Annotated in this window: 11 protein-coding genes; 6 read left to right on the forward strand and 5 right to left on the reverse strand. The window is 49.9% G+C overall.

Annotated elements, in window-relative coordinates; genetic code table 11:
- Positions 1 to 1,242 precede the first annotated feature (1,242 nt).
- On the reverse strand, positions 1,243 to 1,608 hold the full coding sequence (locus tag PLA23_RS04910; protein ID WP_324328162.1) for an RpnC/YadD family protein: 366 nt from the start codon (positions 1,606 to 1,608) through the stop codon (positions 1,243 to 1,245).
- Positions 1,609 to 2,177: 569 nt separating this feature from the next.
- On the opposite strand from PLA23_RS04910, the gene PLA23_RS13765 reads away from it, so the two are divergent.
- On the forward strand, positions 2,178 to 2,369 hold the full coding sequence (locus PLA23_RS13765; RefSeq protein WP_502883594.1) for a PKD domain-containing protein: 192 nt from the start codon (positions 2,178 to 2,180) through the stop codon (positions 2,367 to 2,369).
- 180 nt (positions 2,370 to 2,549) lie between these two features.
- Here PLA23_RS13765 and PLA23_RS04920 read toward each other — a convergent pair whose 3' ends face one another.
- The gene (locus PLA23_RS04920) at positions 2,550 to 4,568 is read right to left on the reverse strand and encodes a sodium-translocating pyrophosphatase (protein ID WP_324474237.1); all 2,019 of its coding nucleotides are present in this window, start codon (positions 4,566 to 4,568) and stop codon (positions 2,550 to 2,552) included.
- A gap of 124 nt (positions 4,569 to 4,692) precedes the next feature.
- On the opposite strand from PLA23_RS04920, the gene PLA23_RS04925 reads away from it, so the two are divergent.
- Positions 4,693 to 5,661, forward strand: coding sequence for a tetratricopeptide repeat protein (locus PLA23_RS04925; protein ID WP_324328154.1), 969 nt, complete (start codon positions 4,693 to 4,695; stop codon positions 5,659 to 5,661).
- Here PLA23_RS04925 and PLA23_RS04930 read toward each other — a convergent pair.
- A complete protein-coding gene (locus tag PLA23_RS04930) occupies positions 5,627 to 7,051 on the reverse strand; it encodes a DNA-directed DNA polymerase II small subunit (RefSeq protein ID WP_324328152.1) in 1,425 nt (474 codons plus the stop codon). The genes PLA23_RS04925 and PLA23_RS04930 overlap by 35 nt on opposite strands.
- A gap of 121 nt (positions 7,052 to 7,172) precedes the next feature.
- Here PLA23_RS04930 and PLA23_RS04935 point away from each other — a divergent pair, with 121 nt between their 5' ends.
- Together PLA23_RS04935 and cofH are read left to right on the forward strand one after the other, a co-directional pair.
- The gene (locus tag PLA23_RS04935; protein ID WP_324328151.1) at positions 7,173 to 7,889 is read left to right on the forward strand and encodes a S24/S26 family peptidase; all 717 of its coding nucleotides are present in this window, start codon (positions 7,173 to 7,175) and stop codon (positions 7,887 to 7,889) included.
- Positions 7,886 to 8,971, forward strand: a complete 1,086-nt coding sequence (gene cofH / locus PLA23_RS04940) for a 5-amino-6-(D-ribitylamino)uracil--L-tyrosine 4-hydroxyphenyl transferase CofH (RefSeq protein ID WP_324328149.1) — start codon at positions 7,886 to 7,888, stop codon at positions 8,969 to 8,971. Before PLA23_RS04935 ends, cofH begins: the two co-directional genes overlap by 4 nt.
- On the opposite strand, the gene PLA23_RS04945 is transcribed toward cofH, so the two are convergent.
- Positions 8,972 to 9,343 carry a pentapeptide repeat-containing protein gene (locus tag PLA23_RS04945; protein WP_324328147.1) on the reverse strand — a complete coding sequence of 124 codons (372 nt, stop codon included), beginning with the start codon at positions 9,341 to 9,343 and terminating at the stop codon, positions 8,972 to 8,974.
- 130 nt (positions 9,344 to 9,473) lie between these two features.
- Between PLA23_RS04945 and PLA23_RS04950 the strand changes: the two genes are divergently transcribed.
- Both PLA23_RS04950 and PLA23_RS04955 read left to right on the forward strand, forming a co-directional pair.
- Entirely contained in the window at positions 9,474 to 10,601 is a 1,128-nt protein-coding gene (locus PLA23_RS04950; protein WP_324474239.1) for a hypothetical protein, read from the forward strand.
- Positions 10,602 to 10,609: 8 nt separating this feature from the next.
- On the forward strand, positions 10,610 to 11,191 hold the full coding sequence (locus PLA23_RS04955; RefSeq protein WP_324328144.1) for a DJ-1/PfpI family protein: 582 nt from the start codon (positions 10,610 to 10,612) through the stop codon (positions 11,189 to 11,191).
- Between the two features lie 11 nt (positions 11,192 to 11,202).
- On the opposite strand, the gene PLA23_RS04960 is transcribed toward PLA23_RS04955, so the two are convergent.
- The coding region (locus tag PLA23_RS04960; RefSeq protein WP_324474241.1) for a tetratricopeptide repeat protein at positions 11,203 to 12,304 on the reverse strand (1,102 nt) is incomplete at its 5' end.

The raw sequence follows: 12,304 nt of genomic DNA on the forward strand, positions 1-12,304 counted from the left end.
CCTGCAATAAAATCTTCCTGGATTACCCTTACCGTTAGGAGGAATAACAGTCCCAGCACCCCCATGATAACCAATTTATAACAATCTCCTGACGAATCTATATCCTCTGATGATTTAAAACATAAAAATGATTGCCAATATTAAATAAAATCACAAAATAGCCTCATGTAGCAGTTGTAACGCTTGTAGCAGTACTATGTAAAAGAGACCCTCAAAAAAATTTCTGATATTAACATCCCGCATCTGGTGAATCGAAAAACCCTTTAAAATCAATTTAATGGATTTTTCGCTTTCCTGGGTGATAATACAATAAAGCATATATATCTTCAGCAGAGTTTCAGGGAACCCCACCCTGTGTACCTCCCTATTGTCTGCAGTACTGAAAAACAGAATGAAATACGGATTTTGAAACATAAAAATAAATTAATATGACCGATTCTCCTTAACCACCAGGTGTTCCGATGGTCTGATCCTCATTCCTGGAGCTGTATACCTGGCCACAATCCGGTAATATATGAACCTCTATGGGATCCCTGAATCCCTTATTATCTCCAAAAAGAGGTTTAGATAATCATAGTATCTGGAATGTGATTTTTTTCAGGACACGACATACACGTCATGGCATGACACTCCGTGGCAAAGAACGATCATTCAGACTTTTCATACTATGAATAATGACACCCCCTCTATCCAGCCCCATTACCAATACAGGACGTGCAGAGCAAAAGCAGGATTTTTTGATCCATCAGGTGTCAAAAAAATTTCATGGCCGGGGAGATGAGCGACAATCAGAAATTATCTTTTTGACTTCTTCGTGTGACAGACCGGTTATTGATACTATAGATTCGGGTGAAATACCTGATTCATTCATGCGGGTAACTACCTTGCGGAAGGTATCTATCCGACCTTCCTTTCTTGCCTCAGCCTCTCGAATGGCCTGATCTAGTATCCACGTCTCTCAGGCTTCAAAATACTCTCTCAGTTCAGGCTCCTGGCTCTCTGCTATAAACCGGTTTAATGCCTCACACGCCGCTTCAGTTGCCTGTGCTGCCATGTTCATCTCCTCTTCAGTTTTTGCACCCAGGAATATTCTCCATGATCAGAGTTATGTACAATCCGTAACTTTATCGCAGTTTTATGTATCCAGATCAAAAAAAGGGGGCTAATTACAAGCAGAGTAAAACAGCACCGGGATAATAGAATATCTGGTCAGAAATGAGGCTGTTAGCTGATGAGTCTGGACTATATCAGATGTCTGACTTCTTCTTCCGGCATCCCGGTAATCTGTGCAATATCAGCAATTGACATCCCTGCCTCTTTCATCCGACGGAGGATAGTAGCCATACCTTCTCTTCTGCCTTCCGCTTTTCCTTCTTCCTTTCCTTCTGCTTTCCCTTCAGCTCTCCCTTCCGCTTTATAAGCTGCAATCCACTTGTCTACTTTTTCAGCTAACATGGTCCCTCCAAGAAACGGGTTTGGTATAGGTATATCCTGATCTCTCATTAATGTATTCTCAAAGAACAAGGAGAAATCCTTCCTCATTTCAGCCAGCCCTTGATCTGTCTCCATCCACTGGTTCAGTCTTAATCCAAGCTCTATGAGCTCCACTGGCCCTGTGGATTGTTCAAGTCTGAATAAACATTCTCATCAATTGAGAAGACTGCCTATGTGGTGACCGGGGCAAAAATAATTCCAATCGCTCCGAATATTGATGGGATTGAGATACTGCACCGGAATGGTGATGTTATGTATTACGAGAACCAGAGCCGGGATGCACAATATGAAGTCAGATTCATGGTAGATACCAGTGAAGAGAGTTCGGTCGTCATCACAGATCCGGCTTATTTTTCTTCAGATACTGTCTGGTCACCAGGTGACCGGGTGATTATATTCAGAAAAGTTGACGGGTATTACCTCGCCAATGATTCTGCACTCATATCCGGGGCGATTTCATTCCCTCCTGGTTCGGTCGGGGTCCGTATCATCGATAATACGCATTCACAATTGATTGCATATGAGGGTGCTGGTACCATCGGTGGACCAACCATCACTCCTACACCAGAACCGACGACTATTCCTCCAACACCGACTCCTACACCTGTTCAGAATTGTCTTAATTGTGGCCTTGGAGAGGGATTTCCGTCTCATTTACCACATAAATCAGGGGAACGCTCACCATCCGGTTCAAGGATGATTCATCACCGCAGCCCAATACCCGTACATGGACATTCGGAGACGGCGGATCGGCACAAGGAGAACTTATCGAGCACACCTTTCCAACAAGCGGAGCATACCAGATTTCCCTGACCGTCAAGAGAAATTACAGCCCCTGCACCTGTACGGTGACCAGATGGATATCGGTCGGGTGAGGGATTACCGACGATGGCCTATACGTCTGTAAACCCGGAATTCACGGTGAAAAACCACGATGCTGGCTGAAGTACGGCATCCCTGATCCCAGGCCGGATGAATACTGTATATCCGGAATCATCAGGACTCCGTAATTTTTTAAAAATCTGTTGTATCTCCGGGTATATCAAAAAAAGGTATTAAAGGAAGATTGGGGCAAAGACCACTGAAACAATTGCCATTAATTTGAGCAGAATGTTCAGAGCTGGTCCTGCCGTATCCTTGAACGGGTCACCGACCGTGTCACCGGTCACCGCTGCCTTGTGGGCAAAGGAGCCCTTTCCACCAGAATGTCCCTGTTCGATGTACTTCTTGGTATTGTCCCAGGCTCCACCGGCGTTTGCCATCATGATTGCAACTAGGAATCCGGCGGAGATTGAGCCGACCAGAAGACCTGCAAGGGCATGAGAACCGAGGGAAATACCGACGATAATCGGAGCGGCGATTGCCATAAGTCCTGGAATGACCATCTCACGCAGTGCTGCATTGGTGGAGATGGTAATACAGGATGCATAGTCAGGGTCGGTCTTTCCTTCCATCAGGCCTGGGATCTCTTTAAACTGGCGGCGGACTTCCTCAACGATGAACCCTGCTGCCTTTCCGACTGCCTTCATCGCAAAGGATGAGAACAGGAACGGGAGCATGGCACCGATAAGTATACCGACAAAGACGACTGGTTCAAGCATGTTGACCATGTCAAGTTTGACTGCCTGGGTGTATGCAGCAAAGAGACCAAGGGCGGTCAGAGCTGCACCACCGATTGCAAATCCCTTTCCGATTGCTGCGGTGGTGTTCCCGACTGAGTCAAGAGTGTCAGTGATGGCACGGACATTTGGTCCCTGGTGACTCATCTCTGCAATACCACCTGCATTGTCTGCAATCGGACCATATGCATCAACGGAGAGGGTAATACCAAGGGTTGCCAGCATACCGACACCCGCAAGCGCGACACCATAGATGCCTCCGAAATGGTTTGCAATGAGAATAGCAACGGCGACGATTAGTACCGGAATGAAGGTTGACTCCATACCGACGGCAATACCGGCGATGATATCGGTTGCGGCTCCGCTCTCTGCTGACTTGACGATGGAACGGGTCGGTTTGTGATCATAGGATGTGTAGTACTCAGTCACAAGGCCGATAAGGAACCCGCCGACAAGACCGGCAATCGTTGCAAAGAAGATTCCAATCTGCCCTGGTGCGAACATTTCAACAAGTGCATATGTTGCCGCCACCGTCAGAAGCAGCCCTGCAAACGTTCCTGAGTTGAATGCCTTGTGAATTGCATGTGCCTCGTTCTTGTTTGTTCTGACAAAGAATGAACCGATGACTGATGCGATGATACCAAGACCGGCGATCATCATGGGAAGGGCAATCAGATTCATCGACGGAACGCCGGGGAACTGGCTTGCCATACCCGCGGTTGCTCCGATCAGCATCGTTGCAATCACAGCACCAACATAGGATTCAAAGAGGTCAGCGCCCATACCGGCAATATCACCGACGTTGTCACCGACATTGTCTGCGATAACCGCGGGGTTTCTGGGATCATCCTCCGGGATACCTGCCTCGACCTTGCCGACAAGGTCAGCACCAACATCAGCAGCCTTGGTAAAGATACCACCGCCGACACGGGCGAAGAGTGCGATAGATGATGCACCAAGGGAGAATCCGGAAAGGATGTTGATGGTTTCCTGACTTGTCTCACCGGTGATTCCGGACATGGCGAAGAATAAAAGGGACAGACCCATCATACCAAGCCCGACAACCGTCAGACCCATGACCATCCCTGCAGAGAATGAGACCTTAAAGGCAGATGCCATTCCCTGCCGTGCTGCGTTTGCAGTCCGTACATTTGCAAAGGTTGCCGAGTACATGCCGATAAATCCTGCAAGAGCGGAAAGGCCTGCACCGATGACATAACAGACTGCAGTCAGGGGGTTGATTACCACAGAGAGAATACCCGCAAGCACAATGACAAACACCGCGATGGCAGTATACTGCCGTTTGAGGTAGGTCATTGCACCAAGATGAATAGCTGCGGCTATCTTCTGCATCAGTTCATCACCCGGAGACTCCTTCTTCATCCGGGCATAGCTGAGACCAGCAAAGATAAGCCCGATAAGGGCACAAACCGGTACAATATATAACATATCCATACGTATCACGTCCAGTCAGAGACTGTGAATCGAGACGGTGATCTGTTATCATTCGATGATTATACGTAAATAACGATACGAATTGCATCGGTGGCATTTATAATACCGAACCACATGGCATGGAATGATTCGAAAAAACGCGGTCTCCCTACTCTCTCGTATAGGCATGAAGGAGCATATCAGCCGGGTTATGTGTCTGGTTGTTCTCTGTATTCTCCCTGCAATATCAGGAGTATCCGGGATCTCCCAGTACGATCGGAATATATCTGATGTGGTCCTTCAGGACCCTGATACTCTGATCAGATCGTTTGAAAACGGGACATTTCCGGATTATTCGTATGAGATGCTCACGGAGTATCAGGATCTCCTTTACCGCAAACTCGCCCTTGGTCTTGCCGGCCGGGGTGATTACAGGACCGCAGCAGAAATCCTTCTGAGCATCCCTTCTCATACCAGGAGTTATGAGAGTTCTCTCCTTCTGGCATTCATGTACCTCAGGATGCAGGAGTATGATGCAGCCCTTGCTCATATCGTCAGCCTCCAGGTTCAGTATCCCGATGACCTGAAGCTGGATAATGCACGGGCATATACACTCTGCATGGCTGGATTCCCTGCTGATGCGCGACGGATCATGGAACCGGTCATGACATACGCACCTGATTACGGGCCGTTTCTTGATACCTGGGGGACTATCCTTGCTGCACAAGGGCAGTACACAAAGGCACGACTGGCATGTGAAAAGGCACGGGTCCTCCTCCCTGATGATGGAGAAGTACTGGCACATCTTGGGATGATAGTATACCGCTCAGGGAGGATTACCGATGCTCAGGATCTGTATCAGCAATCAATCAGCCGTGATCCTGCCTATGGCCCGGGGCAGAAAGGGTATGCCCGGGTTCTGATGGATCTTGGCAGGTATCCTGAAGCAGAAAAGGCAATACGGGCTGCATTACGGCTGATGCCCGGTGATTCGGAACTGATAGCATGGGAGCAGGAGACTGATGCTATCCTGCTCGCCTGGCATATCAGGCAGGAACAGGAGGCAGATCACCCCCTTCTTATAAAACGAGTGGTTCCGGAGAGCCGTTCATAAAATCATATACCTGTGGTTGCAAGGTCTTGAGATCAAGGGCGACTGCAACCGCTGGCGTTGGCTGTATGTTCATCTGTTTCTGAAATGCCGTCTGACTCTGCCATGTCCCTGAATTGATCCCAAGGACATTGCGGTACCGGCTTATCCCGTAAATATGGACATGACCGGTATGCACCACTTCAGGGATGGGATCGATAACGAGCCGGTCAACGGTATCTGCGGCAATGGGGGTTCTCCGGCCATAACACGGGGCCAGATGCCTCCGTTTGAGCATTTCAGGGATGATCTCATGGGCCTTTTCATAGCTTGCCCCTGGCATCAGCCCGATCAGATCATCAAATGACCGGCCATGGTACATGAGAACCCTAACCCCCTGCAGGTTTACCAGTGCCGGATTCTCAACAAAAATACATGAGGCCGGGTATGAGGGTCGGAACTTCTCCGGTATGGCCGGCTGGGGCTCGGCACCTCTGACCACATCATGGTTCCCTGGAGAGAGGATGATTTTCAAATGCGGCGGAAGGCCTGCAAGCATCTCACCCAGCACATCATACTGTTCATAAATGTTGGTGATGACCAGTTCCTTGTCCTGGTCAGGATAAATGCCAATGCCATCCACAAGATCGCCTGCCACCAGCAGATAGGAGACCTCACTGTCACTGAGCCAGTCTCCGAACCGGTTCCATGCATCCTCAAGGAAGGTATCGCTGCCGACATGAATATCTGATATCAGGACCGCCGCTCCTTTGCGGTCGCTGGTGTAGGGAGCATAGGAGAAGGGGATGTCAGGTCTGAAGATCTGGTCTGCAAACATGAGGGTTCCTTCATGCGAGAGGGTCCCCCTGATTCCGATCACCTCGTCCGGAACAATCCGCTCGGCCTCAGAAAAGTCAGGACGATCCTTGTGAAACAGCACGTTCACCGATCCGGTCATATCTTCAAGTTCCACCATCCGGTGTCCATTCCCGGTACTTTTCACGTCCATGACCATGCCGCAGACCGAGAACTCCTCCTGTTTATATCGGGAGTTACGCCTGAGGGCTTCAATGGGGATGGGGGTACAGCGCCCGCGAATCATTGCAGACAGTTTTGCGTATCGATCTGCAAAATACGCGATATAATCCTCAACCTTTGCCACTGGTTGTGCAGTTCCCATCCGTCCGGAGATGATATCAACCTCAGGATCACTGAGGAACCTGACTCCGTCGCGGATTGGTGTAATGCCGGGAATGTGCCGTAAAGAGACGACAAGACAGTCATCAGGAACATGGGATATGATCTGATCAATCAGTCGTTCATCCTTTTTTTCACAGATATATCTGACCACATCAGGATGGACCTGAAGTTTCGTGTCCAGGAACCGTTCCACAACCAGGGAGCTGTCAAGCATTCTGTCCTAGTACCTTCTGCATGCGGGGAAATAACCCTCATGGAACGCATACCCCATGACATCCGTGTGGAAGGGGAAGTGAACCCTTATGTGGCCAGCTCAAAAACCATATAGAGACATCATGGCAGATCATACCGCCAAGAAATCAATTCAGGATAAAATTATCAGGTTCTGGAAGAGTGAGGATCAGATACCATCGGCTGTCCGGGAGATTACATCAGTACTGGTGACCGTCGGTGCGGTGGTTGCCGTATTATTGCTCGTCTGCGGGACCTGGCCGGCCATCGTCACCATCGAGTCAGAGAGCATGGTACCGCACATGAACGTCGGAGACCTTGTTCTTGTGGTGGCCGGGGATCGGTACGGTGCATTGCAAAGTCTTGAGGAGGGCAACAGGTCGGGGTATGAAAAGTTCGGGATGCCGGGTGATGTTATCATTTACCGTCCGAACGGGAACACCGACCTGCATCCTATCATCCATCGTGCCATGTTCTGGGTTGAGGAAGGGGAGGAGATCAGGGTGACTGCCGGTCAGCGGACCGGAACCTACACCGCTCCTCATGCCGGATATATTACCAAAGGGGACAACAACCCGGTTATCGATCAGATTGGATGGTCAAATTACCGGAACCTGGGTGGTCCGATTGAGCCGGTAAAAAAAGAATGGATCATCGGGAAGGCCATATATAAAATCCCGATCCTTGGGTATCTCCCGTTAAATATTGTCCCGGTGATCATCATCGTGGTAACCATCATGATCCTGCATGAATTGTATCTTCGAAGCCGGGCGCGTCGGGAGGAGGAAGCGATGAAACCAGACAGGAAGATCCGGCCATGAACCTGAAGACCCTGTTATCAGATACGCTGGCCGGCCACCGCCTCACCGTTGATGAGGCAGTCTTTCTTTTTTCGGTCACCGGCCCGGATGTATATGATCTTTTTCGTGCGGCTGATGAGGTTTGCAGACGGAAAAATGGCAACAGAGTCACGTTTGTCAGGAACCAGAACATCCATATCACCAATATCTGTAAAAATCTCTGTGGGTTCTGCGGGTTTGGCCGGACAAAAAACAGCCCCGGGGCGTACCTGTTTGGTGAGGAAGAGGTAAAGGAGCAGGTACGTGCAGCACAGGAGCGGAAGGTCACGGAGATCTGTTTCCTCTCCGGTGTTCATCCTGATTTCACCCTTGAGACGTACCTGCAGTTCATGCAATGGGTCCATGAGGTCTATCCATCGGTGCATATTCATGCCTTCTCCCCTGACGAAGTGGATTTTGTTGCACGAAAAGGGAAGATGTCTACGACTGAGGTTATCCAAAGGCTGATGGATGGGGGGCTTGGGACCCTTCAGGGAACGGCAGCTGAGATTCTGGTTGATGATGTCAGAAAGACCATCTGTCCGGCAAAAGTAAAGACCGACGTCTGGGAGCGGATCGTTCGGGAGGCACACGGCCGTGGTCTCCGGTCAACTGCCACCATTATGTACGGCTCTACTGAGAATACACGGGACCGGGCAGAACATCTGGAGAGGATCAGGAGGATTCAGGATGATACTGGCGGTTTTACTGAGATGGTGCTCCTCTCCTATATTCACCAGAAGACTCCCCTGTTTGAGAAAGGGCTGGTAAAGGCTGGTCCGACCGGTCGGGATGATCTGGTGACTACCGCCGTCTGTCGTCTCTTTCTTGACAACTTTGATCATATCCAGGTCTCCTGGCCGAAACTTGGGGTAAAAATGACGCAGATGGCACTGCTTGCCGGTGCTGATGATCTTGCCGGCACGATGTACCTGGATGACGTGACCGGGGAAGCAGGAGGGGGAACCGGTGAGTATCTGGATCCCAAGGAGATGGAGTATATCTGCTCTGACCTGGGGAGAGTTCTTGCAGAGCGGACAACGCTCTACGCTCCTGTATCCTGATCAAAGGCCGCGCTTAATCTGTCTGAGATCTGCCCCTGCCACGTTTGCACCCCTGAAATCTGCCCTGGTGACCGTCGCCCCGGTCAGCCGGGCACCCTGCAGATTTGCATTCAGGAATATTGCATCGGTCAGGTCAGTGTTTGACAGGTTTGCCCTGGTGAGGTCCGCCCCGGCAAAGTTCGCTTTTCTGAGATTACAAAACTCAAAATCCGTCTCTGAAAGTCGTGCCCCGTTCAGGTTGATTCCTTCCAGGTGAAGACCTGTCAGGTGAGCACCCCGAAGATCAGGCCGTTTTCTCGGGTTCTCAGCCTTCCACTGGTTCCATGATGCCACCCCGCCTTTTATTGCCTCAACCTGCTTTTCGTCAGCCACACTGCCCACCTCGTACCTCTGATGGTTTGATCGGTATCCCTATATCTGTTATCCGGCGCAATCTCCCCGACAGGTCTGGTGCTCTTCGGATAGGAAACCTTTTTGAGTTCCCTATATGATGACTGAGGGTATGAAACGCAGCGTCTCTGTTATCCTGACCGGCATCGCTGTACTGGTGCTCTGTGTATCCGTCTGTAGTGCCGGATTTGCACCCCAGTTTGAAGAGATGCCTCTGAGTATGAAGGCCTCATCGGATGCGACCCCGTATAATGACGATGCATTCATGAGTGAGGCAGGAAAGATCATCGGGAAGATATCAAACTCAACCGTCCCGACCGGGAGTCTGCTGAGTGAAGTGACCGATGCTTATTACCGGCTTATTATGGAGAATGTAAGCCCGGACCTCTTCCCGATTGCAAATAATATCATTTCCTATCTCTATTATGCCCAAATGGCAGGAAATGCCTACACAGACTATCATTCGTACCTGAAATCCGTCTCAAAAACTACGGATGGTTCCGAATACTATGCCCTTGCTGACCAGTACCGCCAGGTGTCGGCCGGGTTCTGGGATCAGATCAGGGACAAATTCCCGAACATGACCATGTACACCCTGCCTCCGGCAGGCGCCCCGATGCCTGAAGAGAAGGATGAGCAGCATGGTGAAACGCTCGAAGGCCTTGACATTGCCATCCCCATGACCCAGAAAACGTTTGATTCCTCTGCAAAAGATCAAACCGAGAAGTTTAAGACAACGACCATCCGCTGGTTTGAGGATTATGTGGATACTGCCAATCAGCCGGATGATGATCCGACTAATGACAAGACCGAAAAGTCACCAGGGCACCGGTTCCTGACCGGTGAAGGGCTGAAATGGGCAGATAGCACTTTTATGGATCTGATCGGTATGAATGTCGCCGATGATTTCCTGAAAAAGGCAAATTATGTTGATGCCTTCTTCTATCTCATCTCACAGGCACGGGACTATTATGAATCATACATCAATGACCGGACGTACATTTCATCAGTCTCGAATGGTGAGGCAAATTATGAGAAGTCACAAAAGTATTATGATCAGGCCCAAAAAGCCATCGGATACTTTAAAGATATCATCCCGAACGGGACCAACAGTACCCTGCCAGACTTTCCAAAGTTTGGTGAAGTCGAGAAAGGAACCTTTGGTCTTGGCGAGCTTGGATATATCACCCCAGGAATGGCCGAGCAATTAAGTGGCGGAACATCAGCATCAACCACCTAACTTTTTATATGAAAATCCTGATCGCAGTCCCCCCGACCCAGTACCATGACAAGGAACTGGCACAGGTCATAGCGGTATTTGACCAGAACAAGATCCCGTATGAGTTTGCATCCCGTGAGAAAGGACAGGCAAAGGGAACCTTTGGTGGCGGGGTCTATGTGCCTTTGAGTTTTGAAGAGGTCATCCTGACAAAGGAAGACGAGTTTGATGCCCTGGCGATTCTCGGTGGGCATGGAGCACAGGCCCATTTCTGGAATAATGCTGACCTTCTGGAACTGGTAAAGATATTTAGGATCCATCGGAAGGTGATCGGGGGGATCAGTACTGCTCCGGTGGTAATGGCGCGAGCAGGAATTTTAAAGAAACGTCCGGCAACGGTCATCTCTGGGAGTGCCATCAGGGAACTTATGAAGATGGATGTAAAATTTGAGGATAAGCCGTATGTGTTTCTTGACCGGCTTGTCACAGCCCGTGATCCGGGGGATGCAAAGCGGTTTGCCGAACTGATTGTAGAGTACCTGTATGGAAACCCCGAGTTTAACGGGCCACAGGTCGTTCCTGCGCCAAACAAGCTTGGGTTTGATATCTGACTCCCAATTTTTTAGCGTGATGCAAGTTTTGAGGCCCGTTCAAAGCACCGGTCGGCGTCTTTTTGTTGACCCCGCCGCTGGAGTGCCTTCCCCTTTGCAAACCATGCAACAGATGAATCAGGATTCCGGTCAAGAACCCGGTCAAAATATGCGATGGCATTTTTATAATCCCCGCCTTCCATGAGCAGATTTCCAGCTTTGTACATAGCGTCTGTGTGCGAGGGATCACACCGGACTGTCTCAAGGTAACACCTGAGGGCTTCTTCGGTATTGCCGGTTTTTTCCAGGATCTGTGCCATCTCATAGTAGGCATGCCCGTTCTGGGGATCGATCTCCACAACCTTGAGAAAACACGCCGTTGCATTCCGGTATGACCCGAGTTTTTTGTATGCAGTTCCTTTGGAGAACCAGGCTGTGATATGGTTTGGCATCATCCGGATGGTCCTATCAAAATACTCGATGGCCTCCTGTGGCTTTCCTTCCTTATACAGGGCTTCCTTTCCCATGACTAGATAGACATCCGCGATATACTTACGGTATTTGGTGCTTGCAGGGTCCAGCTCCATAGCCTCTTCATAACATTCGATGGCGTCATCAAACTGGCTTAAGACCTTGTGGGAGTTTCCAAGGAGCAGCCATGCTGCGGTATAATCAGGCCGGATCTTCAGACATTTCTTAAAGAACTGAATGGCAGTATGGTATCCGCCGATTTTCATGAGGGCACGGCCCATAGCAAAGAGAAGGTCCGGGTCATGAGGCTTTCTTTCTAGTGCCTCTTCATATGCCTCGATAGCCTCATGGTACTGTCGCTTTTCAAAGAGAAACCTCCCCTTCAGATCCCACGGGTACTGGTATGCAGCATATACCTTTCTGGCCTGTTCAAAAAGATCCATCGCCTCGTCACGTTTTCCAAGGGTCCACAGAGCCATTCCTTTCTCATGCAGGGCAGGGCCAAAATCAGGATGCATCTTCAGGGTTTTATTGCAGATCTCAACCGCTTCCAGACATCGCATCGGGTCCTGGTTCTGCAGGGCGATCTGACGGAGAACGGATGCCCGCATGGTCAGTGCTTCCGGATCATCCGGGTGTATCTCCAGGGCACGGACAAAGCAG

Source organism: Methanospirillum sp., assembly GCF_035406105.1.
Classification (GTDB): Archaea; Halobacteriota; Methanomicrobia; order Methanomicrobiales; family Methanospirillaceae; genus Methanospirillum.

Excerpts from the sequence above, each read along its gene's own strand:
- PLA23_RS04935 (WP_324328151.1), top strand. The coding sequence starts at position 7,173 with ATGGCAGATCATACCGCCAAGAAATCAATTCAGGATAAAATTATCAGG.
- PLA23_RS04930 (WP_324328152.1), bottom strand. The coding sequence starts at position 7,051 with ATGCTTGACAGCTCCCTGGTTGTGGAACGGTTCCTGGACACGAAACTT.
- PLA23_RS04950 (WP_324474239.1), top strand. The coding sequence starts at position 9,474 with ATGAAACGCAGCGTCTCTGTTATCCTGACCGGCATCGCTGTACTGGTG.
- PLA23_RS04955 (WP_324328144.1), top strand. The coding sequence starts at position 10,610 with ATGAAAATCCTGATCGCAGTCCCCCCGACCCAGTACCATGACAAGGAA.
- cofH (WP_324328149.1), top strand. The coding sequence starts at position 7,886 with ATGAACCTGAAGACCCTGTTATCAGATACGCTGGCCGGCCACCGCCTC.
- PLA23_RS04920 (WP_324474237.1), bottom strand. The coding sequence starts at position 4,568 with ATGGATATGTTATATATTGTACCGGTTTGTGCCCTTATCGGGCTTATC.
- PLA23_RS04925 (WP_324328154.1), top strand. The coding sequence starts at position 4,693 with ATGATTCGAAAAAACGCGGTCTCCCTACTCTCTCGTATAGGCATGAAG.